The organism is Pseudomonas sp. KBN12P06040, from assembly GCF_037574965.1.
Classification (GTDB): Bacteria; Pseudomonadota; Gammaproteobacteria; order Pseudomonadales; family Pseudomonadaceae; genus Pseudomonas; species Pseudomonas aeruginosa.
In genome coordinates this window covers 3324348-3345160 of the sequence record NZ_JBBELS010000001.1, presented here as the reverse complement: position 1 = coordinate 3345160, position 20813 = coordinate 3324348, and the positions used below count along the sequence as shown (strand labels likewise).

The following is a 20813-nucleotide window of genomic DNA, read 5'->3' as shown; positions in this document are numbered from 1 at the left end:
ATGATCTGCGGCGCCTTTCCCTTGTGAGGACGTTCAGTGGCCAGGAAAACCAAAGAGGAATCCCAGAAAACCCGCGACGGCATACTCGATGCCGCCGAGCGGGTTTTCCTGGAAAAGGGCGTGGGCACTACTGCCATGGCCGACCTGGCGGACGCCGCCGGGGTTTCTCGCGGTGCGGTCTACGGCCACTACAAGAACAAGATCGAGGTCTGCCTGGCGATGTGCGACCGCGCCTTCGGCCAGATCGAGGTACCCGACGAAAACGCCAGGGTGCCGGCGCTGGACATCCTCCTGCGCGCCGGCATGGGCTTTCTCCGCCAGTGCTGCGAGCCCGGTTCGGAGCAGCGGGTGCTGGAGATCCTCTACCTCAAGTGCGAACGCAGCGACGAGAATGAGCCGCTGCTGCGCCGCCGCGAGCTGCTCGAGAAGCAGGGGCAACGCTTCGGCCGACGGCAGATCCGCCGGGCGGTGGAGCGCGGCGAACTGCCGGCGCGGCTGGACGTCGAGCTGGCCAGCATCTATCTGCAATCGCTCTGGGACGGCATCTGCGGCACCCTGGCCTGGACCGAGCGCCTGCGCGACGATCCCTGGAACCGCGCCGAACGCATGTTCCGCGCCGGCCTCGACAGCCTGCGCAGTTCTCCCTACCTGTTGCTGGCGGACGCCTGAGGGCGTCAATCGTCCGCCATCAGGTGCCTGCGCTGGTCCTCGGCGCCGGCGACCACCAGCCGCTGGGCGTCCTCCTCGCTGATGTGCAGGCGCTTGCCGTCGATGTAGAGCACCGACAGGCGCGCCTCGGCGTCGGTACCGATGCGCAGGCTGTCGACCGGCGCGCGATGCCGGCTGCCTTCGATCTCCACGCTGCAGATGCCTTGTTCCGAATCGATTTCGATGGACATGGGAACCTCCCGTTTTCTCCGCCTACCTTGGGTGGACCCCGGGCATCCGCGCGGGTTCTGTCACGGTAGCTTCACGCCAGCGTCACGCGCCTGCCACCGCGCTTGGCTGCAATCGTCCGCAGAGAAGGCGAGGCCAGCGGAGGATGACGCCATGCGGCTATGCGTGATTGGTGCGGGCTATGTGGGACTGGTGACGGCGGCCTGTTTCGCCGAGATGGGCAACCAGGTGCGCTGCGTGGAGCGCGACCGCGAGCGGGTCGCGCGGCTGAGACGCGGCGAGATGCCGATCTACGAACCGGGCCTGGAAAGCATCCTGCGCGATCAGCTGGACGCCGCCCGCCTGACCTTCACCGCCAGCCTGGCGGAAGGCCTGGCCGACGCCGAGGTGGTGTTCATCGCCGTCGGCACGCCGTGCGGCGAGGACGGCTCGGCCGACCTCAGCCACGTGATGGCGGTCGCCGAACAACTTGGCGCGCAACTGCGCCAGGCCTGCATCGTGGTCAACAAGTCGACCGTGCCGGTGGGCACCGCCGAACGGGTCGAAGAGATCATCCGCCTGGGCCTGGCGCGCCGGCGCAAGCGCTTCCGGGTGGCGGTGGCGAGCAATCCGGAGTTCCTCAAGGAAGGCTCGGCGGTGGACGATTTCAGGCGCCCGGACCGGGTCATCATCGGCAGCGCCGAGGCGCAGGCCGGGGAAACCCTGCGCCAGCTCTACGCGCCGTTCCTGCGCAATCACGAGCGGGTCCTGCTGATGGGGCGTCGCGAGGCCGAGTTCAGCAAGTACGCGGCCAATGCCTTCCTCGCCACCAAGATTTCCTTCATGAACGAGATGGCCGGGCTGTGCGCCCTCACCGGCGTCGACATCGAGGACGTGCGCCGCGGCATGGGCAGCGACAAGCGCATCGGCACCCATTTCATCTACGCCGGCTGCGGCTACGGCGGCTCGTGCTTTCCCAAGGACGTCCGCGCGCTGATCCGCAGCGCCGAGCAACAGGGCTTCGACAGCCAGATACTGCGTGCGGTGGAAGCGCGCAACGCGCGGCAGAAGGAACTGCTCTTCGAGACCCTCGGCGAACTGTTCCAGGGACGCTGGCAAGGGCGCACGGTGGCGCTCTGGGGGCTGGCCTTCAAGCCGGGTACCGACGACCTGCGCGAGGCGCCGAGCCTGGTCCTGCTGGAGGCACTGCTGCGCCACGGGGTGCGGGTCAGGGCCCATGACCCGGTGGCCAACGCCGGGGTCGCGGCACGCTATCCGGACGCGCTGGCGTGCGCCCAGTTGACGCTCCACGACTCGCCCTACGCCGCCGTCGAGGGCGCCGATGCCCTGGTGCTGGTGACCGAGTGGAAACAGTTCCGCCAGCCGGACTTCCAGAAAATCCGTGGATCCATGCGAACTCCCCTGTTGGTCGACGGTCGGAATCTCTACGCACCGGCGCGGATGGCGGAACTGGGCTTCATCTACCAGGGCATAGGACGTTCAAGGGCCGGGCATTGTAAGGCGAGCGCAGCCTGATTAGACTGCGCGCCATCCGCATACTTCGTCCATGTCGAAGGATTCTCATGATCAAGAAATGTCTTTTCCCGGCCGCCGGTTACGGCACTCGTTTCCTCCCGGCCACCAAGGCCATGCCCAAGGAAATGCTGCCGGTGGTGAACAAGCCGCTGATCCAGTACGCGGTGGAGGAGGCGCTGGAAGCCGGCCTTTCCGAGATCGGCATCGTCACCGGCCGCGGCAAGCGTTCGCTGGAAGACCACTTCGACATCAGCTACGAGCTGGAACACCAGATCCGCAACACCGACAAGGAAAAGTACCTGGTCGGCATCCGTCGGCTGATCGACGAGTGCACCTTCGCCTACACCCGCCAGGTGGAGATGAAGGGCCTCGGCCACGCCATCCTCACCGGTCGTCCGCTGATCGGCGACGAGCCGTTCGCCGTGGTCCTGGCCGACGACCTGTGCCTGAACCTCGAAGGCGACAGCGTGCTGAAGCAGATGGTCAAGCTGTACAACCAGTTCCGCTGCTCCATCGTGGCGATCCAGGAAGTGCCGCCGGAAGAGACCAACAAGTACGGCGTGATCGCCGGCGAGATGATCCGCGACGATATCTTCCGGGTGAACACCATGGTCGAGAAGCCGAAGCCGGAAGAGGCGCCGTCGAACCTGGCGATCATCGGCCGTTACATCCTGACCCCGGACATCTTCGACCTGATCGAGCAGACCGAACCGGGCAAGGGCGGCGAGATCCAGATCACCGATGCCCTGATGAAGCAGGCCCAGGACGGCTGCGTGCTGGCCTACAAGTTCAAGGGCAAGCGTTTCGACTGCGGCAGCGCCGAGGGTTACATCGAGGCGACCAACTTCTGCTACGAAAACCTCTACAAGACCGGCAAGGCTCACTGAGCCTCGCCGTTCCCGATGAAAAACGCCGCGTCCCCGATGGGGGCGCGGCGTTTTTCGTATGGGGCGAACGGCCATGGGGTTATCCGCTCTACCCGAGCTGTCGGCGGGCGTGGCGTTGTTGGCGTCGGGCGAATAACCCCGCCAGCCTGGCCTGGGCCACGCGGCGCCTCCGCGCCCGGTCAGGGAATCGGCAGCGCCTCGGAACCCGGGCCCAGCGGCTGGCCGTAGCTGAACTCCACGTAGTTGCCCGCCGGGTCGCGCAGGCCGCAGTAGTAGCCGACCGGATAGGGCTCGTCGCGCGGCGCCCAGACCAGGCAGCCGGCGGCCTCGGCGCGGCGCGCCAGATCGTCTACCGCGGCGCGGCTGGAGAGGGCGAAGCCGAAATGACTGTAATCGTCGCTGGCCAGGTTGCGCGGCTGGCCGCCGGGCATTATGACGAAGATGAAGCGTTGTTCCTGGCCGGGTTCGGCCATCCAGACGATCTGCGAGCCTTTGCCGGGGCGCCGGTGGATCACCCACATGCCGCAGAAGGTTTCGTAGAAGGCGATGCAGGCGTCGAGGTCGGGGACGTGCAGCGCCAGGTGGGTGAGGGTGGGGGACATCGCGCTTACCTCCACGGACAAGCATAGCCCATCGCCTGCCAGGCCCTGCGCTGAGCCGTTTCGACAGGTTTCTGCGTCGATCCGGCGGGAGCCGACGCTGGTGAATGGGTTATGCTGGAACGCATCTGATCCAGGAGTAGGAACATGTCTTTCGATTTCGATCTGTTCGTCATCGGCGCCGGCTCAGGGGGCGTACGCGCCGCCCGCTTCGCCGCCGGCTTCGGTGCCCGTGTTGCGGTGGCGGAGAGTCGCTACCTGGGTGGCACCTGCGTCAACGTCGGCTGCGTGCCGAAGAAGCTGCTGGTCTATGGCGCGCATTTCAGCGAGGACTTCGAGCAGGCCCGGGCCTATGGCTGGAGCGCCGGCGAGGCGCAGTTCGACTGGGCGACCCTGATCGGCAACAAGAACCGCGAGATCCAGCGGCTCAACGGCATCTACCGCAACCTGCTGGTGAACAGCGGGGTGACCTTGCTCGAAGGTCACGCCCGTCTGCTCGATGCGCACAGCGTCGAGGTGGACGGCCAGCGCTTCAGCGCCAAGCACATTCTCGTCGCCACCGGTGGCTGGCCGCAGGTGCCGGACATTCCCGGCAAGGAACACGCGATCACCTCCAACGAAGCGTTCTTCCTCGAGCGCCTGCCGCGCCGCGTGCTGGTGGTCGGCGGCGGCTACATCGCCGTCGAGTTCGCCTCGATCTTCAACGGGCTCGGCGCCGAGACCACCTTGCTCTACCGTCGCGACCTGTTCCTGCGCGGCTTCGACCGCAGCGTCCGCGAGCATCTGCGCGACGAATTGGGCAAGAAGGGCCTGGACCTGCAGTTCAACAGCGACATCGCCCGTATCGACAAACAGGCCGATGGCAGCCTGGCCGCGACCCTCAAGGACGGCCGGGTGCTGGAGGCGGACTGCGTGTTCTATGCCACCGGGCGGCGGCCGATGCTGGATGACCTTGGCCTGGAAAACACCGGAGTGAAGCTGACCGACAAGGGCTTCATCGCGGTCGACGAGCATTACCAGACCAGCGAGCCGTCGATCCTCGCCCTGGGCGACGTGATCGGTCGCGTCCAGTTGACCCCCGTGGCGCTGGCCGAGGGCATGGCGGTGGCGCGGCGGCTGTTCAAGCCGGAGGAGTACCGTCCGGTGGACTACAAGTTGATTCCCACCGCGGTGTTCAGCCTGCCCAACATCGGCACCGTCGGCCTGACCGAGGAGGAGGCGCTGAGCGCCGGGCACAAGGTGAAGATCTTCGAGAGCCGCTTCCGGCCGATGAAGCTGACCCTTACCGACGACCAGGAAAAGACCCTGATGAAGCTGGTCGTGGATGCCCACGACGACAGGGTGCTGGGCTGCCACATGGTCGGCGCCGAGGCCGGCGAGATCCTCCAGGGTATCGCGGTGGCGATGAAGGCCGGGGCGACCAAGCAGGCGTTCGACGAGACCATCGGCATCCACCCGACCGCGGCGGAAGAGTTCGTCACCCTGCGCACGCCGACGCGCTGAGCCGCGTCTGAACGAAGAAGCCGGCCCCAGGGCCGGCTTCTTTCATTTTCGCGCTCAGCGCGAGGGGGCCTCGGCCAGCGCCGTCGCTGCGTCGTCGCGGCGCCTGGCGTAGCGTTGCGCGAGCACCGCGCAGACCATCAGCTGGATCTGGTGGAACAGCATCAGCGGCAACACCATCGGTCCCACCGCACTGGTGGCGAACAGCACCTTGGCCATGGGCACGCCGGTGGCCAGGCTCTTCTTCGAACCGCAGAAGACGATGGTGATCTCGTCTTCCTTGCTGAAGCCCAGGCGTCGCGCCAGCACCGTGGTCAGCACCAGGGCCAGGGCGAGGATCACGCAGCAGGCGACGGTCAGGCCGAGCAGCGCCAGCCAGGGTACTTCGTGCCACAGGCCCTGGATCACCGCGGCGCTGAAGGCGGTGTAGACCACCAGCAGGATCGAGCCCTGGTCGACATAGCGTAGCACCGGCTTGTTGCGCTCCACCCAGGCGCCGATCAAGCGCCGCAGGACCTGGCCGGCGATGAAGGGTACCAGCAGTTGCAGGGTGATCTTGCCGATGGCGTCCAGCGCGTTGCCGGTCTCGCCTTCGGCGCCGAGCAGCAGCTTGACCAGCAGCGGGGTGAGGAATACACCGAGCAGGCTCGACACGGAAGCGCTGCATACCGCTGCCGGCACGTTGCCGCGCGCCAGCGAGGTGAAGGCGATGGAGGATTGCACCGTGGCCGGCAGGGCGCAGAGGAACAGGATGCCGAGGTACAGCTCCGGGGTGACCATCGGCGACAGCGCCGGTTTCAGCGCCAGGCCGAGCAGCGGGAACATCACGAAGGTGCAGGCGAACACCAGCAGGTGCAGGCGCCAGTGGGTCATGCCGGCGATGATCGCCTGGCGCGACAGCTTGGCGCCGTGGAGGAAGAACAGCAGGCCGATGCCGATGTTGGTCACCCATTCGAAGACCACGGCGGTCTGGCCGCTGCAGGGCAGGAAAGTGGCGAGAAGGACGGTGGCGATCAGCGCCAGGGTGAAGTTATCCGGAAGGAAACGCGGTCGGGACATGGGCACGCTCTGCAGGATCGGGGGAACACATGGCAGTCTTCTGGCTGCCTGGCGAACCTGCACTGTAGCCATGGGCTGGGCGACCGGCTAACGCCAGAAGGCCAGCCGATGACGCCGAATGGACAGGGCGGCCGCCGCGCCGCCCCGAGGGGCTCAGACGACGCTGGCCAGCAGCGGCTCGCTGACGCTGGGACGGACCTTGCCGGCATGGGGAGAGAACTCCAGGCGGACGGCGAGCACGGTGACCAGCGAGCGCAGCTTCTCCGCGATCACGCTGGCGCGGTGCTGGCTGAGGCCGGGGAAGGTCAGCAGCAGGCGGATCTTGTGGTCCTCGCGGTCGGCGCGAACCCGCTCCGGGGTGAAGGATTGCACGGCGAACAGGTTGAGCACCCGGCACAGCAGGTCCGGATCGGCCATGCCCTCGATATGGAAGATCGACAGGGTCTCGGTATCTGCGCAGGAGGTTTCCCAGACGTTCGGGCGGATCACCTGGCGTTCTTCGCCGTCAGGGTGTTTGGCCAGGAAAAGGGGGGCGAGGGTTGACATGTGACGCTCCAGGCAGTGTTTCGACGAGAGAAATTCTCCCAGAGGCGTGCCGGATTTTTTCTCCTGTTTTTGCGTGATTTTGCGCTATCCGTGCATACTTGATCCCTATATTTTTCTTTGTAGGGAATATTTATGTCCATTCCACTGGATATGTACGATCAGCGTATTCTCGCTTTGCTGCAGGAGGAATCCTCGCTTTCCACCGCCGAGATCGCCGAGCGCATCGGACTTTCCCAATCGCCCTGCTGGCGGCGCATCCAACGCCTGAAGGAGGAGGGGGTGATCCGCAAGCAGGTGACCCTGCTCGACCGCAAGAAGATCGGCCTGAATACCCAGGTATTCGCCCAGATCAAGCTCAACGCCCATGGGCGCAAGAACCTCACCGACTTCGCCGAGGCGATGCACCAGTTTCCCGAGGTGCTGGAGTGCCACGTACTGATGGGCGCGGTGGACTTCATGCTGCGTATCGTCACCCGCGATATCGAATCCTACGAACGCTTTTTCTTCGAGAAGCTGTCGGCGGTGCCGGGCATCCAGGAAGTGAACTCCATCGTCGCCTTGTCGGAAATCAAATCCACCACTACCTTGCCCCTGCTCGCTCCCTGAGCCTTCCCGGAGAACGCCTGCCCATGACCATCAGCAAGACCAAGTCCAGCTTCTACCGCCGCCTCTACGTCGCCTACCTGATCGACAGCGGCATCGCCAGCGTGCCGGAGATCATGGCCGCCACCGGCATGCCCCGGCGTACCGCCCAGGACACCATCGCCGCGCTGGAGGAACTGGACATCGTCTGCGAGTTCGAGCAGCGGGAGGGCGCGCGCAACCACCAGGGCGGCTATGTCATCCGCGACTGGGGGGCGGTACGGCGGGAATGGGTGGTCGAGCAGCATCGGCGAATCGCGGCGGCGCTGGAGTATCCGGCGGAATGAGCCACGCGCTGGCGGCCACATGCATATAAAAGAAGGAGGGGCTCAAACTGCCTCCCCTCCCGAGCATGCGTTCTTCAGATGCCGCGCTGTTCCAGGGTGGCCTGGCGCGCGCGCTGGGCCAGCTCCTCGGCGGGCTGGACGCTGCTGCTGGCGGTAGGCGGCGGTGACGGCATATGCGGCTTGAGGTAGGCCGCCAGGCTGACGCCGCAGTAGACCAGCAGGGCCATGGCGATCAGCGCCTTGTATGGGTCGATGTCGGATCGGCGCTTGCAGACCATACAGATATGCCCTTCGCTGGCTGGGTGTTCGCCACAGTTGCGACAGCGGATCATGCCTTTCTCCCGCCGGACCTTCCCGCCTGCCAGAACGCCAGCGAGGCTTCCTCGCGGGCCTGCTCGGCGCTCAGGCCGATATCCTTCAGCTCCGCCGCCTCCAGGTCCAGCAGCGCGCGCCGGGTCAGCTGGCGTTGCCGGGCCAGGCGATAGCCGCGACGCAGGGCCTGCGCCAGGGTGTCCATCGCGGCGAGTGGGAAGGGGCCATCGAGGCGTTGGCGGCGCTCGGATTTCGCACTGAGTCGCGTCATGCTGCGTACTCCATATTGATCGGCTGGACGACGGAGATAGAATGGCCATCGCGCGCTGTTCCGTACAGGTCCAGAAAAGGTGGGTTGACTGCATACAGATCAAGCGCTCCCCGGCCTGAATGGTGGATTTCGCCACCATCTGTACCGGTCCCGCTTTCGCTCACCCTGGAGTCCCGTTCATGACCCTTTATCTGCAACTCGCCGAGACCCTCGGTTCGCGCATCGAACAGGGCCTCTACCGTCCGGGCGACCGGCTGCCCTCGGTGCGGGCCATGAGCATCGAGCACGGTGTCAGCCTGAGCACCGTGCAACAGGCATACAGGCTGCTGGAAGATCGCGGGCTGGCCGAACCGCGGCCGAAGTCCGGCTATTTCGTCCCGGCCGCGCGACAGATGCCGCCGCTGCCGGCGATCGCCCGCCTGGCCCAGCGGCCGGTGGAAATCTCGCAATGGGAGCAGGTGCTGGCCCTGGTCAGCACGGTGCCGCGACCGGACGTGGTCCAGCTCGGCCGCGGCATGCCGGACATCTCCAGCCCTTCGCTGAAACCGCTGACCCGCAGCCTGGCCCGGCTCAACCGCCACGCCGACGCCCGTGCGCTGGCCTACGACGGGATCCACGGCTCGCCGTTGCTGCGCGAGGAAGTCGCCCGCCTGTTGGTGGACTCCGGCTGTCGGGCCACCGCCAGCGACGTGGTGATCACCACCGGCTGCCACGAGGCCCTGTCGGTGAGCATCCGCGCGGTGTGCGAACCGGGCGACATCGTCGCGGTGGAGTCGCCGAGCTTCCATGGCGCCATGCAATCGCTGAAAGGCCTCGGCATGAAGGCCCTGGAGATCCCCACCGATCCGGTCAACGGCATCAGCCTGGAAGCCCTCGAACTGGCGCTGGAACAGTGGCCGATCAAGGCCATCCAGGTGACCCCGAACTGCAACAACCCGCTCGGCTACATCATGCCCGAGTCGCGCAAGCGGGCGCTGCTGGCCCTGGCCCAGCGCTACGACGTGGCGATCATCGAGGACGATGTCTACGGCGACCTGGCCTACACCTATCCGCGCCCGCGCACCATCAAGTCGTATGACGACGATGGCCGGGTGCTGCTCTGCGGGTCGTTCTCCAAGGTCCTGGCGCCGGGCCTGCGGATCGGCTGGATGGTACCCGGGCGCTACGCCGACCGCGTGCTGCACATGAAGTACATCAGTACCGGCGCCAGCGCCCTGCAACCGCAACTGGCGATCGCCGAATTCATCGGCAACGGCCACTACGAGCCGCACTTGCGGCGCATGCGCGCCCAGTACCAGCGCGGACGCGACCTGATGATCGACTGGGTGGCGCGCTATTTCCCGGAGGGCACCCGCGCCAGCCGGCCCCAGGGCGGTTTCCTGCTCTGGGTCGAACTGGACGAGGCGTTCGACACCCTGCGCCTGGACAAGGCCTTGCGCAACCGCGGCGTACAAGTCGCGGTGGGCTGCATCTTCTCCGCTTCCGGCAAGTACCGGAACTGCCTGCGGATGAACTACGCGGCGTTGCCGACCCCGGCCATCGAGCAGGCGGTCAGGCGAGTAGGGGAGAGCGCTTGCGAGCTGCTGGAGCCTTGCGAGGCCTGAGCGGCAGTCGTGCTTTCGACGCAGTCGACGATTGCACAAATAGCAAATGCTAATCATTCGCATTATTTGCTAGAGTTGCCTGATGCATGCATCCGCCGGCGCCGCTGGGCGCCGGTCACCAGGAGACCATCGTCATGTCGCAACCCGCCTATCGTCTGTTCAATGTCGAACTCAAGCGCCGCGAGCAACTCAGCCCGGCGCTGACCCGCTTCGTCTTCGGCGGCCCGGAGGTCGCCGAGATGAAGACCCTGGCCGCCGACCAGCGGATCAAGATCTTCTTCCCCGATGCCAGCGGCCAGCCGCCCAGCCTGCCCGGTGGCAGCGAGTGGTACCAGGCCTATCGCAGCGTCGAGCCGGCTCGCCGGCCGCCGATGCGTACCTACACCATCCGTGCGCTGCGCGCCGAGCAGGAGGAGGTCGACGTGGAGTTCGTCCTCCACGGCGAGAACGGCCCGGCCTCGGCCTGGGCGACCCACGCGCGGATCGGCGACCGCCTGCAACTGGCCGCGCCCAACCGGCAATACGGCGATGACCCCGGCGGCTACGAATGGAAGCCGCCGGCTGGCGTCCGCCATATCCTGCTGATCGCCGACGAAACCGCCTTGCCCGCGGTGGCGGGAATTCTCGAGGAGCTGGCCGGCGAAGCCGAGCCGCCGGTGGTCGAGGCCTTTCTCGAAGTGCCGGGAGAAGCCGATATCCTCGACCTGCCGGCGATTCCCGGTGCGCGCCTGCACTGGCTGCCGCGCCACCAGGCCGGCATCCATTCGCGCAACGGCGAGCGGATGATCGAGGCGGCGCGCCAGGCGCGGCTGCCGGAGCGCGAGGTGGCGGGTGGTGCGGCCCAGGAGCTGGAGGACATCGATATCGACGAGGAGATCCTCTGGGAACTGGCGAGCCCCGAGAGCGGCAGTTTCTACGCCTGGGTCGCCGGCGAGTCGGCGGCGGTGATGGCGATCCGGCGCTACCTGGTGCAGGAGCGCGGTATCGACAAGCGTCATCTGACCCTGATGGGCTATTGGCGCCTGGGCAAGGTGTTCGACTGATGGGCCGCTTCGTCGGGAAACAGGCGGACGGCTACGAGACGCGGATCGGCCGCGCGCCAGGCTCGGCCTGCTGGAGCGGATCGAGCTGCACTGCGGCGACGTCGCCGGGCTACCGCCTGCGCCGCCTTGCGATGCGGCGCTGGTCCTGCTGGTGCTGCATTTCCTGCGCGGCGACCAGGCCAAGCGGCGCTTCCTCGAGGCGGTCGCCGAGCGTCTGGCGCCAGCGGCACCGTTGCTGCTGGCCAACCTGATGGAAGCCCGGGACGCCTTCGAACGCCCGGTGCAGGCCGAGGCCTGCCGCTTGGCCGGGCTTTCCCCGGAGGACAGCGACGGCATGCTGCAACGCTTGCGCGAGGATTTCGATCCGTTGTCCGAGCAGCGCCTCGGCGAACTGCTGGAAGACACCGGCTTCGTCCTGCCCAGCCGCTATTTCCAGGCCGTGGGCTACCAGGCCTGGATCGCCTTCCGCGCCGGCTGAGGATGCCTCAGGCGAGGCGCGCCTGCGGCGTGATCTGGCGTGGGTCGGTCAGCAGCTCCAGCAGCGCCGGGCGTCCGCTTTCGCGGGCGCGGCGGAACGCGGCGGGGAAGTCGGCGCTGCACTCCACTCGTTCGGCGTGGGCGCCGAAGGCTCGCGCCAGGGCGACGAAGTCGGGGTTGTCCAGGCGGGTGGCGGATACCCGCCCGGGATATTCGCGCTCCTGATGCATGCGGATGGTGCCGAGCATGCCGTTGTTGACCACGATCACCACCGGCGTCGCGCCGAACTGCGCGGCGGTCGCCAGCTCCTGCGGATACATCATGAAACAGCCGTCGCCGGCGAAGCACACCACGCTGCGCTGCGGATCGCGCAGGCTGGCGGCGATCGCGGCGGGCAGGCCGTAGCCCATGGCGCCGTTGGTCGGCGCCAACTGCGTGCGGGCCTGGCGATAGCGGTAGAAGCGATGCACCCAGACGGCATAGTTGCCGGCACCGTTGGCGATCACCGCGTCGTCCGGCAGGTTTTCGCTGAGGTACGCGACCACGGACGCCAGGTCGACGCCCTGGATGGCGGGGTCGCTCGCAGCCGGGGTCGAGTAGGCCAGGTAATCGGCATGGGCGGCTTCGCACCAGTCCTGCCAAGTGCTCGAGGGCAACGGCGCGAGGTCGGCCAGGGCCTCGGCGAAGGCACACGGGGTGGCCTGGATCGGCAGTCGCGCCAGGTAGACGCGGTTCAGTTCCGCGCTGTCCGGATGCACGTGGATCAGCGTCTGCGCGGGGGCCGGACTACGCACCAGGCTGTAGCCAGCGCTCGGCGTTTCGCCCAGGCGCGCCCCGACCACCAGCAGCAGGTCGGCCTGGCGCAGCCGCTCCAATAGCGCCGGCGCCGCGCCGAAGCCCAGTTGTCCGGCGTAGTGCGGGTCACGGTTGTCGAACAGGTCCTGGCGACGGAACGAGGTGGCCACCGGCAGGCCATTGGCCTCGACGAAGGCGCCTAGCCGTTTCCTGGCGGCACTGTCCCAGCCGCTGCCGCCAAGTACCAGCAGGGGCCGCCTGGCGTTCGCCAGCAGTTCGCGCAGTTCCGCCATCGCCGTGGCGCCCGGCCGCCCCGGAAGCACCCTTGGCTCCGGCGCATCGGCGACCTGCGCGGAACCGAAGAGGATTTCCTCGGGCAGGGCGACCACGACCGGGCCCGGTCGGCCCGAGGTGGCGACGCTGAAGGCGCGGCCGACGATCTCCGGGATGCGTTCGATACGGTCGATTTCCACGGCCCACTTGGCCAGGCCCGAGAACATCTGCACGTAGTCGACTTCCTGGAACGCCTCGCGGCCCTTGAAGGCGCTTTCCACCTGGCCGACGAACAGGATCATCGGCGTCGAGTCCTGCTGCGCCGTGTGCACGCCATTCGCCGCATGGGTGGCACCGGGGCCGCGGGTGACGAAGCAGATGCCTGGTCGGCCGGTCAGCTTGCCGTAGGCATCGGCCATGTTCGAGGCGGCACCCTCGTGGCGGGTGACGACGGTGCGGATGCCGTCGGCGTCGTGCAGCGCGTCGAGCACCGGCAGGTAGCTTTCCCCGGGGATGCAGTAGACGGTATCGACGGCATTGCGCCGCAATGCCTCTACCAGGATTTGCCCGCCGTTGCGCTGGGGAAGGGAGTCGGACATGAGGGCCTCGCTGCGCACGTTGTGGTTGCCCCGATCTTCGGCCCAAAGCACGTCCGCGCCAAGCGACCTTTCTTCGCGAGTTCATTCCCGTGGCGCATGAACCCTCGTTCTTCGTTGCGGAGGAGGCCCCTTTCAGCGCTTCATCTGGACGAGAAGGGGACTGGAGCGTCATCGCAACGGGTCTCCTCTAGGCGGATCGGAGAGCGCGGTTTTCCGCTCGTTTCTCCATCTTCTCCTCAATTATGTCTATGTAACTATTTCCTCTAGCAAAAAGGATTGTTCTTACATTATTTATAAATTTTCTTTGTTAGTTTTTCCTCGGGCAGTGCTGTTTGGCGGCTTCCTGAGGGGAAGATTTTTGCTGGGGCGCTGAGATAGAGGACGAGTTGTTGTTTGGTCGTCGGTAAGTTTCGGCTTTTTTGTCTTTTAGTCCGATGGGCAAGGGTACCAATGAGCAGGGAGGTTTTTAGGGTGAAATTTTTATCCGGTTTCTGGGAGCGCCGTCGTGCGAATGGCACTCCTCTAGTGTGTATCGAAGAGCGTGGCAGTGGTGCAGGCGAATTCTCGTCGGTGTCCCGTAGGGTTGAAACTGCTCCTGACGTACGTAGCGTTGCGTCTGCAGATCCGGAGCAGTGGATACATTCCCAGGAGTACGAGCTTTCTTTCTGGAAGGATAAATGGCCCTATCGCCATCTGTCTGTCGAGGAACTACAAGAGGCCCGGCATAAGGATGCAATGTGGTTTCTTGGGAAGATGGGGTTCACGTACGGCTCCTCGCATTATCGCTACGAAGGTTTTGAAGGTAAGGTTTTGGAAGTAGGTAGTGGGCCGATCGGCTTTTTCGAGAAGGTCGAAGGCGTGACAGTGACTGCCCAGGACTCATTGATGGGGCTGTATGCAGAGAATCTTCCATTCTCGATTCTCGGGGAAAGAGGTTCTTCTTGTTATATAAGGGATGGTGTTGCCGATATAGAGAGTGCGTTCGATTTCGTCGTTTGCTCAAATGTGCTTGACCATACGGCCGACTGGATCCAATTCCTGATTGACTGTGTGGGCAGGTTGAGGACGGGCGGTGAGTTACTGTTGGTGACTGACTCTCGCGGAGTTCCAGCAATCGGGCATACACAGATATTCAGCCATGATCAACTGGTTCGTGTCTTGGAGTTGCTGGGAGCAAAGCAGTTCAAGGTGAAAGCCGTCGAGCGGGAGGATGGCGTTCACTGTGACTATCGTCATTATTTTCGGGTGGTTTTCTGAATTTCTCCGTGTCAATTGCTCTGCCTGGACGGGCGCTAGATTGGTATCGGAATTTCGGGGCTGGAGCCGGAAATATTGTGTTGGTGGCCAGTGGTTGGATGGTTTTGATTGAAAAATAAAATATTATGAAAGGGATTTTCATGAAGAAGTCTATGCTTTATTGTTTGTGTTTTGTGCTTCTTCTGCACTTTTTATTGGTTTTGAAAGTTGCGGCGGAAGTCTTTTGTGAGTCTTGTCTACAGGTGCGGGTGGAGCGCCCGCTAGTAGTTAGGGTTGGGTCTCACGAGCCTGGCCTGGATACTAAGTTTTATGTAATAAAGCTCTCTGAAAATTTATTCAGAGGCTACAGTTCCGGAGGTGGTGATGCTTACGCAATAACCGGGCCGGAGGCCTGGTCTATGGGCTGGCCTGCCAATAAGGTGTTAAGTAAAGGTGCCGCAGGGTCCTACAGCGAGTGTGGAGTATGGATAAATTCTCCGGTTAAGATCGGAGATGTCTATGTTGCAGCCGTGCATCAGGAGCAAAAGTGCGACTACATCAATGGTGGGCAGACGCACAAGTCAATGGGAGTATCGTTTTCTTATGACGGTCTATCTTGGGTTAATCCAATCACTGTGTTGACCAGCCCTGAGGCACCGAAGATGGGGACCCAATCTGGGGAGGGTGATTGTTCACTGGTTCGGGCCCCCGATGAAGGCTACCTTTATATGTATTGTTTCAGGCCGGGGCGATGGGATAATATCGTGGCGCGTGCTCCGGAGGCATCTTATATGTTCCCGTCAAGCTGGAGGAAATTATATAAAGGAAATTGGAGTGAGCCTGCGATTGGTGGTATGGCAGATAGTTTGGGTACTATAGGGAGTAGTGTTGGGTATTGGCGGGCTGGACGTAAAGTTATTGCGCTTGATCTCGATCCATGGTTTGGCGGGATAAAGCTGTCATTGTCCTCTGATTATAAGAATTTTTTTACTCTTAAGGATCCTCTTGTTCCGTTTGTTAAAAATGATTGGGATCGAAATTTAATCGGGAAGTCAACTGACTTAATCGCATATGTGGGGGTCGTGAATCTACTTGGTGGCGGGAATCGAGTTGATAATTCCGGCTGGGGTATCACCTATACTTATATACCGCATGGAGGAACGCTAAAGGAAAAGTATCTCGTCTTTCAAGGGGTTAACATGAAGGTGGTTAGTGAACCTCAACAGGCTTCCGTAGGTTTGGCTCTTACCCGCTGGGAGCACAGGAGTGGGAAATACAGAGTTACTACTCTGCCTGTGGTGAGACAATCCGAGTACACCGAGCGTAATCGTATCGCATATCTCCTGACTCGTCCTGTCGTTGGTATTGAAACGCTTGAGGTGGAGGAGTGTGTGAATAGACAGGATCCCGATGATTATCTCGTGACTGATGCAGGAGGATGTGACGGGAGCGGACATGATCGAATCGCCACTATCGGTTGGGTGTATAAATACCCACAAAAAAATACGGTCCCTATTTATCGCTGTTACTCTCCGCTTGGCGAAAATCATTTTCTATCATCGAATGCAGGGTGTGATGATTTGGGAAGCTTGGAATGGAAGCTTGGATATGGTTTGAAGTAAGGCAAAAATTTTCGATTGCCGCTTCAGTTGTTTCCACGTGTTCTTACGGGCTATTGGTTTGTAGCCCCCTGCAAGAGGCTGTCTGCCGAAATCATGCCGTCCGACGTGCAGCGACTGACATCGATCAAATCAGCCACCACTTGAACAGGAAGAAGAACGCCATGCCCAGCAGCATGCTCGCCAGGGTATTGCGGGTATAGAGCACCAGCGCCACGGTGACTGCGCCGCTGACCAGGTAGGGATTGTCGTAGCCGAGGTCGATGCGGCCCTCGGGCATGAACACGATGGGGCCGCAGATCGCGGTGAGCATGCCGGGCACGGCGAAACCGAGGAACTGCCGCAGGTTGCTGCCGAGGCGGATCGGCAGGCGTGGTTCGAGGAACAGGTAGCGGTTGAGGAAGACGATCGCGCCCATCCCGAAGATCACTGCCCAGACCATGGCGCCTCCCGATACAGCTTGTTGCAGACGAAACCGGCGGCCATCCCGGCGAGGCCGGCGAGGACCAGCGCCGAACTCCATTGCCAGTGGCTGAACAGCACCGAGCAGAACAGCGAGGTGGCCACGCAGACCAGCGTCGGTACGTTGCGCACCAGCGGCGCGACCAGGGCGATGAAGGTGGCGGCGATGGAGAAATCCAGACCCAGGTGTTCGAGACCGGGAATGCTGCGGCCAAGCAGGATGCCGGCGAGGGTGAACAGGTTCCAGGCGATATAGAAGGTCAGACCGACGCCGAGGGCGTACCAGCGGTTGAAGTTGCGCCGGTCGTGCTGACTGGCGAGGGCGAAGAACTCGTCGGTGAGCAGGAAGCCCAGGCCGATCCGCCAGCGTCCCGGCAGAGGTGACAGGACCGGCCGCAAGCTCATGCCGTAGAGCAGGTGCTGCGAGGTCAGGAGGAGGGTGGTGAAGATGATCGAAAAGAACCCGGCACCGCCCTTGAGCATGCCGATCGCCACCAACTGGGCGGCGCCGGCGAAGACGATGGCGGACAGGCCCTGGCCCTCGGCCGGGGTGAGGTTGGCTTCGATGGCCATCGATCCCGCCAGCAGCCCCCAGGGCGCGACGGCCAGGGACAATGGGAGGATGGCGACGGCGCCGCGGAGAAAGGCTTGGCGGGGCAGGTCGTGGGCAGTCATGGGGGCATGGCGGTGGTGAACGTCGGTCCAGCATGCCAGCAGGCGCATCGGGCTGGCTTGAACGATCTTGCTCTTCGTATCCGTTATCCACGCAGGCGAAAGCGGCCGGTGTCCTTCCTTATATAAGGAGGACGGGCAGGGCAGGCGGCGGACGAGCGAGGGCCGCTCGAGGGCGCTGCGAAGAATCGAGGGAGAGAAGAACCGGAGCGGAGCTAACGCGGATGCTGACCGATCTTGTGGCCGCAGAACTTGGCGCCGAGGGACGGCTGGTAGGACATGGAACACCCGGTTTATTGCTGTTGTAGGGTTGGCACAGCTTAGCCTTGTTCAATTTTTCGTACAACGTAGCCTGTAAAATATCTGCTGCACCAAGTTGAACACCTTGCCTGGCCTGGCTTTGGCCGCTTTCGCGATGCTCTGGAAGGCCCTGTCTACGGCCATTTCGCCGTCCGCGAGGGCGACGAGAGGGCTATTGACAACAAATTGGCTTTCCGATTGACTCTGGCTCCAGCCCCCGCATGATTGAAATTTTTAACAAAAAAGGTGTTGCATCATGTCGGTACCCCTGCGTGCCGTTCAGCTCACTGAGCCGAGCCTGTTCCTTCAGGAACATCCCGAGGTCCAGTTCGTCGACCTTCTGATTTCAGACATGAATGGCGTGGTTCGCGGCAAGCGAATCGAACGCAACAGTCTGCCCAAAGTCTTCGAAAAAGGTATCAACCTTCCCGCTTCCCTGTTCGCCCTCGATATCACCGGCTCCACCGTAGAGAGTACCGGCCTGGGTCTCGACATCGGCGACGCCGACCGGATCTGCTACCCGATCCCCGGCACCCTCTCCATGGAACCCTGGCAGAAGCGCCCGACCGCGCAACTGCTGATGACCATGCATGAGCTGGAAGGTGATCCCTTCTTCGCCGACCCCCGCGAAGTCCTGCGCCAGGTGGTGGCCAGGTTCACCGAGATGGAACTGACCATCGTCGCCGCCTTCGAGCTGGAGTTCTACCTGATCGACCAGGAGAACGTGAACGGCCGGCCGCAGCCGCCGCGCTCGCCGATCTCCGGCAAGCGTCCGCAGTCGGTGCAGGTGTACTCCATCGACGACCTCGACGAATACGTCGAGTGCCTCCAGGACATCATCGACGGCGCCCGCGCCCAGGGCATCCCGGCCGACGCCATCGTCGCCGAATCCGCACCGGCGCAGTTCGAGGTCAACCTGCATCACGTCGCCGACCCGATGAAGGCCTGCGACTATGCGGTGCTGCTCAAGCGCCTGATCAAGAACATCGCCTACGACCACGAGATGGACACCACCTTCATGGCCAAGCCCTATCCGGGCCAGGCCGGGAACGGACTGCACGTACACATCTCGCTGCTCGACAAGCACGGCAACAACATCTTCACCAGCGAGGATCCCGAGCAGAACGCCGCATTGCGCCATGCGATCGGCGGCGTGCTCGAGACCCTGCCGGCCTCCATGGCCTTCCTCTGCCCGAACGTCAACTCCTACCGCCGCTTCGGTTCGCAGTTCTACGTGCCGAACGCGCCGAGCTGGGGCCTGGACAACCGCACCGTGGCCCTGCGCGTGCCCACCGGCAGCCCGGACGCGGTACGCCTGGAACATCGCGTCGCCGGCGCCGACGCCAACCCCTACCTGCTGCTGGCCTCGGTGCTTGCCGGGGTGCACCACGGGCTGACCAACAAGGTCGAGCCGGGTGCCCCGATCGAAGGCAACTCCTACGAGCAGCTGGAGCCGAGCCTGCCGAACAACCTGCGCGACGCCCTGCGCGAACTGGACGACAGCGAGATCCTGGCGAAGTACATCGATCCGAAGTACATCGACATCTTCGTCGCCTGCAAGGAAAGCGAGCTGGAGGAGTTCGAGTACTCGATCTCCGACCTCGAGTACAACTGGTACCTGCACACCGTGTGAGCATGGGCGGGTGGCTCCGGTCCGGCGCCGCCCGCCCGTTCTTCCGTCGAGGTTCCCACCCTTGCTGAAGGTAGACGGCGGCAAGCCTGCGGTTTCCGCCCGTCCGCCTTCCTTTGCTGTGCATTAGAAAAAGAAGAAATCGAGGCAAGCATACCCATGTCGAATCCTCCCCCCACCGCAGAACGAACCCAGCTTCGCAAGTCCCTCAAGCTGTGGCAGATCGTCATGATCGGGTTGGCCTACCTGACCCCGATGACCGTCTTCGACACCTTCGGCATCGTATCCGGGATTTCCCAGGGACACGTGCCCACCGCCTACCTGCTGGCCCTCGCCGGCGTGCTGTTCACCGCGATCAGCTACGGCAAGCTGGTCCGCCAGTTCCCCACCGCAGGCTCGGCCTATACCTACGCGCAACGGGCGATCAATCCCCATGTCGGCTTCATGGTCGGCTGGTCGTCGCTGCTGGACTACCTGTTCCTGCCGATGATCAACGCGCTGCTGGCGAAGATCTACCTGACTGCACTGTTCCCCGAGGTCGCGCCATGGGTCTGGGTGGTGATGTTCGTGCTGATCATGACCCTCATCAACATCAAGAGCGTGAACCTGGTCGCCAATTTCAACACCGTCTTCGTGCTGGTCCAGCTGGCGATCATCGTGGTCTTCATCGGCCTGGTGATCCATGGCCTGAACAACGGGGAGGGGACCGCCACGGTGCTCAGCACCCAGCCGTTCTTCTCCGAGCACGCGCATCTCTCGGCGATGGTGGCTGGGGCGACGATCCTCTGCTTTTCCTTCCTCGGTTTCGACGCGGTGACCACGCTGTCCGAGGAAACCCGCGACGCCGCCAAGGTGATCCCGCGGGCGATCTTCCTCACCGCGCTGTACGGCGGGGTGATCTTCATCACCGTGTCGTATTTCCTGCAGTCCTATTTCCCGACCAACGTCCGCTTCAAGGAGCCCGACGCGGCGTTGCCGGAAATCGCCCTGTACGTCGGCGGTAAGCTGTTCCAGTCGATCTTCCTCTGCGCCACCTTCATCAATACCCTGGCGTCTGGCCTGGCCTCCCAGGCCAGCGTGTCGCGCCTGCTGTACGTGATGGGGCGGGACAACGTGCTGCCGGAGCGGATCTTCGGCTTCGTCCATCCGAAATGGCGCACGCCGTCGATCAACGTGCTGATCGTGGGCATGGTGGCGCTTTCGGCGATCTCCTTCGACCTGGTGACGGCGACCGCGCTGATCAATTTCGGCGCCCTGGTGGCCTTCACCTTCGTCAATCTCTCGGTGATCGTGCATTTCTATGTGCGCGGCGGGCGCAACCGCAGCCTCAAGGAGCATTTCCACTACCTGGTCCTGCCGCTGCTCGGCGCGGCCATCGTCGCGGTGCTCTGGCTCAACCTGGAAAGCACCTCGCTGGTGATGGGGCTGATCTGGGCCGGGCTGGGCTTCGGCTACCTGTTCTACCTGACCCGCAGCTTCAGCCGTCCGCCGCCGCGCTTCCAGGAGAGCGAACTGAGCCCGACCCAGTGAGGCGAGCGGTGAATGGATTCAGCGAAAAAGTGAAGGAAAAAGATTGGTAATCTTCACG

At 63.6% G+C, this 20813-nt stretch carries 22 protein-coding genes; 13 read left to right on the top strand and 9 right to left on the bottom strand.

Going from position 1 to position 20813, the window contains the following annotated elements; all coding sequences use genetic code 11:
• Window positions 1-36: 36 nt before the first annotated feature.
• Entirely contained in the window at window positions 37-669 is a 633-nt protein-coding gene (gene mexZ, locus VQ067_RS15745; RefSeq protein WP_340080857.1) for an efflux pump transcriptional repressor MexZ, read from the top strand.
• 5 nt (window positions 670-674) lie between these two features.
• On the opposite strand, the gene VQ067_RS15740 is transcribed toward mexZ, so the two are convergent.
• Window positions 675-899 (bottom strand): DUF3203 family protein, encoded by a 225-nt coding sequence (locus VQ067_RS15740; protein ID WP_003088627.1) that lies wholly within the window; start codon window positions 897-899, stop codon window positions 675-677.
• Between the two features lie 151 nt (window positions 900-1050).
• On the opposite strand from VQ067_RS15740, the gene VQ067_RS15735 reads away from it, so the two are divergent.
• Window positions 1051-2412, top strand: coding sequence for a UDP-glucose 6-dehydrogenase (locus VQ067_RS15735; protein WP_019484670.1), 1362 nt, complete (start codon window positions 1051-1053; stop codon window positions 2410-2412).
• Between the two features lie 47 nt (window positions 2413-2459).
• Window positions 2460-3299 carry a UTP--glucose-1-phosphate uridylyltransferase GalU gene (gene galU / locus VQ067_RS15730; protein WP_003088639.1) on the top strand — a complete coding sequence of 280 codons (840 nt, stop codon included), beginning with the start codon at window positions 2460-2462 and terminating at the stop codon, window positions 3297-3299.
• 179 nt (window positions 3300-3478) lie between these two features.
• On the opposite strand, the gene VQ067_RS15725 is transcribed toward galU, so the two are convergent.
• On the bottom strand, window positions 3479-3901 hold the full coding sequence (locus VQ067_RS15725) for a VOC family protein (RefSeq protein ID WP_023875384.1): 423 nt from the start codon (window positions 3899-3901) through the stop codon (window positions 3479-3481).
• A gap of 144 nt (window positions 3902-4045) precedes the next feature.
• Between VQ067_RS15725 and gorA the strand changes: the two genes are divergently transcribed.
• Window positions 4046-5401 carry a glutathione-disulfide reductase gene (gorA, locus tag VQ067_RS15720; protein WP_003160153.1) on the top strand — a complete coding sequence of 452 codons (1356 nt, stop codon included), beginning with the start codon at window positions 4046-4048 and terminating at the stop codon, window positions 5399-5401.
• A 54-nt stretch (window positions 5402-5455) separates the two neighbouring features.
• On the opposite strand, the gene VQ067_RS15715 is transcribed toward gorA, so the two are convergent.
• Window positions 5456-6457 carry a bile acid:sodium symporter family protein gene (locus VQ067_RS15715; protein ID WP_033990795.1) on the bottom strand — a complete coding sequence of 334 codons (1002 nt, stop codon included), beginning with the start codon at window positions 6455-6457 and terminating at the stop codon, window positions 5456-5458.
• Between the two features lie 153 nt (window positions 6458-6610).
• A complete protein-coding gene (locus tag VQ067_RS15710; protein WP_003088646.1) occupies window positions 6611-7003 on the bottom strand; it encodes a hypothetical protein in 393 nt (130 codons plus the stop codon).
• A gap of 132 nt (window positions 7004-7135) precedes the next feature.
• Here VQ067_RS15710 and VQ067_RS15705 point away from each other — a divergent pair, with 132 nt between their 5' ends.
• The gene (locus VQ067_RS15705) at window positions 7136-7609 is read left to right on the top strand and encodes an Lrp/AsnC family transcriptional regulator (protein ID WP_003088649.1); all 474 of its coding nucleotides are present in this window, start codon (window positions 7136-7138) and stop codon (window positions 7607-7609) included.
• 23 nt (window positions 7610-7632) lie between these two features.
• Window positions 7633-7932: a winged helix-turn-helix domain-containing protein gene (locus VQ067_RS15700; RefSeq protein WP_016263546.1), complete on the top strand. Its 300-nt coding sequence runs from the start codon at window positions 7633-7635 to the stop codon at window positions 7930-7932.
• A 74-nt stretch (window positions 7933-8006) separates the two neighbouring features.
• On the opposite strand, the gene VQ067_RS15695 is transcribed toward VQ067_RS15700, so the two are convergent.
• Both VQ067_RS15695 and VQ067_RS15690 read right to left on the bottom strand, forming a co-directional pair.
• Window positions 8007-8264 carry a hypothetical protein gene (locus VQ067_RS15695; RefSeq protein WP_003110680.1) on the bottom strand — a complete coding sequence of 86 codons (258 nt, stop codon included), beginning with the start codon at window positions 8262-8264 and terminating at the stop codon, window positions 8007-8009.
• On the bottom strand, window positions 8261-8515 hold the full coding sequence (locus VQ067_RS15690; protein WP_003110679.1) for a DUF1127 domain-containing protein: 255 nt from the start codon (window positions 8513-8515) through the stop codon (window positions 8261-8263). The genes VQ067_RS15695 and VQ067_RS15690 overlap by 4 nt, the downstream gene beginning before the upstream one ends.
• A 179-nt stretch (window positions 8516-8694) precedes the next feature.
• Here VQ067_RS15690 and VQ067_RS15685 point away from each other — a divergent pair, with 179 nt between their 5' ends.
• The 3 genes from VQ067_RS15685 to VQ067_RS15675 all read left to right on the top strand — a co-directional run bounded on the left by VQ067_RS15685 (window position 8695) and on the right by VQ067_RS15675 (window position 11640).
• Window positions 8695-10119: an aminotransferase-like domain-containing protein gene (locus VQ067_RS15685; RefSeq protein WP_003088661.1), complete on the top strand. Its 1425-nt coding sequence runs from the start codon at window positions 8695-8697 to the stop codon at window positions 10117-10119.
• A 134-nt stretch (window positions 10120-10253) separates the two neighbouring features.
• Window positions 10254-11162, top strand: a complete 909-nt coding sequence (locus VQ067_RS15680; protein ID WP_003139694.1) for a siderophore-interacting protein — start codon at window positions 10254-10256, stop codon at window positions 11160-11162.
• Between the two features lie 151 nt (window positions 11163-11313).
• The gene (locus VQ067_RS15675; RefSeq protein ID WP_169311261.1) at window positions 11314-11640 is read left to right on the top strand and encodes a hypothetical protein; all 327 of its coding nucleotides are present in this window, start codon (window positions 11314-11316) and stop codon (window positions 11638-11640) included.
• Window positions 11641-11647: 7 nt separating this feature from the next.
• Here VQ067_RS15675 and VQ067_RS15670 read toward each other — a convergent pair whose 3' ends face one another.
• Window positions 11648-13306 (bottom strand): thiamine pyrophosphate-binding protein, encoded by a 1659-nt coding sequence (locus tag VQ067_RS15670; RefSeq protein ID WP_033990802.1) that lies wholly within the window; start codon window positions 13304-13306, stop codon window positions 11648-11650.
• Between the two features lie 735 nt (window positions 13307-14041).
• Here VQ067_RS15670 and VQ067_RS15665 point away from each other — a divergent pair.
• Both VQ067_RS15665 and VQ067_RS15660 read left to right on the top strand, forming a co-directional pair.
• A complete protein-coding gene (locus VQ067_RS15665; RefSeq protein ID WP_003120198.1) occupies window positions 14042-14563 on the top strand; it encodes a class I SAM-dependent methyltransferase in 522 nt (173 codons plus the stop codon).
• A gap of 140 nt (window positions 14564-14703) precedes the next feature.
• Window positions 14704-16164, top strand: coding sequence for a hypothetical protein (locus tag VQ067_RS15660; RefSeq protein ID WP_033990801.1), 1461 nt, complete (start codon window positions 14704-14706; stop codon window positions 16162-16164).
• 124 nt (window positions 16165-16288) lie between these two features.
• Here the strand turns inward: VQ067_RS15660 and VQ067_RS15655 are convergent, their stop codons facing one another.
• Both VQ067_RS15655 and VQ067_RS15650 read right to left on the bottom strand, forming a co-directional pair.
• Window positions 16289-16603, bottom strand: a complete 315-nt coding sequence (locus VQ067_RS15655; protein WP_003088669.1) for an AzlD domain-containing protein — start codon at window positions 16601-16603, stop codon at window positions 16289-16291.
• Complete coding sequence (locus VQ067_RS15650; RefSeq protein ID WP_009315631.1) at window positions 16588-17298, bottom strand: AzlC family ABC transporter permease; 711 nt, start codon at window positions 17296-17298, stop codon at window positions 16588-16590. Before VQ067_RS15650 ends, VQ067_RS15655 begins: the two co-directional genes overlap by 16 nt.
• Before the next feature lie 553 nt (window positions 17299-17851).
• Between VQ067_RS15650 and VQ067_RS15645 the strand changes: the two genes are divergently transcribed.
• Together VQ067_RS15645 and VQ067_RS15640 are read left to right on the top strand one after the other, a co-directional pair.
• Window positions 17852-19228, top strand: coding sequence for a glutamine synthetase family protein (locus VQ067_RS15645; protein ID WP_003118546.1), 1377 nt, complete (start codon window positions 17852-17854; stop codon window positions 19226-19228).
• 156 nt (window positions 19229-19384) lie between these two features.
• Window positions 19385-20755: an APC family permease gene (locus tag VQ067_RS15640; protein ID WP_003088677.1), complete on the top strand. Its 1371-nt coding sequence runs from the start codon at window positions 19385-19387 to the stop codon at window positions 20753-20755.
• The last annotated feature ends 58 nt before the right edge of the window (window positions 20756-20813 follow it).

What these genes read in the sequence shown, in the direction of transcription:
- VQ067_RS15690 (WP_003110679.1), bottom strand. Translation starts at nt 8,515, where the DNA reads ATGACGCGACTCAGTGCGAAATCCGAGCGCCGCCAACGCCTCGATGGC.
- gorA (WP_003160153.1), top strand. Translation starts at nt 4,046, where the DNA reads ATGTCTTTCGATTTCGATCTGTTCGTCATCGGCGCCGGCTCAGGGGGC.
- VQ067_RS15640 (WP_003088677.1), top strand. Translation starts at nt 19,385, where the DNA reads ATGTCGAATCCTCCCCCCACCGCAGAACGAACCCAGCTTCGCAAGTCC.
- VQ067_RS15705 (WP_003088649.1), top strand. Translation starts at nt 7,136, where the DNA reads ATGTCCATTCCACTGGATATGTACGATCAGCGTATTCTCGCTTTGCTG.
- VQ067_RS15670 (WP_033990802.1), bottom strand. Translation starts at nt 13,306, where the DNA reads ATGTCCGACTCCCTTCCCCAGCGCAACGGCGGGCAAATCCTGGTAGAG.
- VQ067_RS15650 (WP_009315631.1), bottom strand. Translation starts at nt 17,298, where the DNA reads ATGACTGCCCACGACCTGCCCCGCCAAGCCTTTCTCCGCGGCGCCGTC.
- VQ067_RS15655 (WP_003088669.1), bottom strand. Translation starts at nt 16,603, where the DNA reads ATGGTCTGGGCAGTGATCTTCGGGATGGGCGCGATCGTCTTCCTCAAC.
- VQ067_RS15715 (WP_033990795.1), bottom strand. Translation starts at nt 6,457, where the DNA reads ATGTCCCGACCGCGTTTCCTTCCGGATAACTTCACCCTGGCGCTGATC.
- VQ067_RS15665 (WP_003120198.1), top strand. Translation starts at nt 14,042, where the DNA reads ATGTGGTTTCTTGGGAAGATGGGGTTCACGTACGGCTCCTCGCATTAT.
- VQ067_RS15735 (WP_019484670.1), top strand. Translation starts at nt 1,051, where the DNA reads ATGCGGCTATGCGTGATTGGTGCGGGCTATGTGGGACTGGTGACGGCG.
- VQ067_RS15740 (WP_003088627.1), bottom strand. Translation starts at nt 899, where the DNA reads ATGTCCATCGAAATCGATTCGGAACAAGGCATCTGCAGCGTGGAGATC.
- VQ067_RS15680 (WP_003139694.1), top strand. Translation starts at nt 10,254, where the DNA reads ATGTCGCAACCCGCCTATCGTCTGTTCAATGTCGAACTCAAGCGCCGC.
- VQ067_RS15710 (WP_003088646.1), bottom strand. Translation starts at nt 7,003, where the DNA reads ATGTCAACCCTCGCCCCCCTTTTCCTGGCCAAACACCCTGACGGCGAA.
- VQ067_RS15660 (WP_033990801.1), top strand. Translation starts at nt 14,704, where the DNA reads ATGAAGAAGTCTATGCTTTATTGTTTGTGTTTTGTGCTTCTTCTGCAC.
- VQ067_RS15695 (WP_003110680.1), bottom strand. Translation starts at nt 8,264, where the DNA reads ATGATCCGCTGTCGCAACTGTGGCGAACACCCAGCCAGCGAAGGGCAT.
- VQ067_RS15700 (WP_016263546.1), top strand. Translation starts at nt 7,633, where the DNA reads ATGACCATCAGCAAGACCAAGTCCAGCTTCTACCGCCGCCTCTACGTC.
- VQ067_RS15645 (WP_003118546.1), top strand. Translation starts at nt 17,852, where the DNA reads ATGTCGGTACCCCTGCGTGCCGTTCAGCTCACTGAGCCGAGCCTGTTC.
- galU (WP_003088639.1), top strand. Translation starts at nt 2,460, where the DNA reads ATGATCAAGAAATGTCTTTTCCCGGCCGCCGGTTACGGCACTCGTTTC.
- VQ067_RS15725 (WP_023875384.1), bottom strand. Translation starts at nt 3,901, where the DNA reads ATGTCCCCCACCCTCACCCACCTGGCGCTGCACGTCCCCGACCTCGAC.
- VQ067_RS15685 (WP_003088661.1), top strand. Translation starts at nt 8,695, where the DNA reads ATGACCCTTTATCTGCAACTCGCCGAGACCCTCGGTTCGCGCATCGAA.